1 pseudogene is annotated in these 414 nt (G+C 68.8%); it reads left to right on the top strand.

The features are described 5' to 3' along the window. Window positions 1-268 (top strand): annotated as a pseudogene (locus EN850_RS33785) (hypothetical protein); the annotation flags it as partial. Window positions 269-414 lie beyond the last annotated feature (146 nt).

Below are 414 nucleotides of genomic sequence, written 5' to 3' on the forward strand. Positions count from 1 at the left end.
GCTCGAAGCACTGGTGCGCGCGCGCCTGCCCCAGGTGCTGGACATCATCACCCCGGCCGACCCGCAGCGCCGCGGCTGCCAGTTGTCGCTGCGCGTGATCGGCGGCCGCGAACGGGGGCGTGCGCTGTTCGAACACCTGCGCGGCATCGGCGTACTGGGCGACTGGCGCGAACCCGACGTGATCCGCATCTCGCCCACCCCGCTCTACAACCGCTACCTGGACGTGCACCACTTCGTCGAGGAAGTGGAAGCCTGGGCAGGCCTTTGAGCCGGCCCCTTTCCTGCTGCTGGACAGTTCGTTGATCGCACACGCTTCCCGCTCGTTGAGCATTATCGGTGCCGGCCTCGCCGGGTCCCTGCTGGCCATCCTGCTGTCACGGCAGGGCTGGCGCATCACCCTGTACGAACGCCGCG

The sequence above is a fragment of the Mesorhizobium sp. M8A.F.Ca.ET.207.01.1.1 genome, from assembly GCF_004794715.1.
GTDB lineage: Bacteria > Pseudomonadota > Alphaproteobacteria > Rhizobiales > Rhizobiaceae > Mesorhizobium.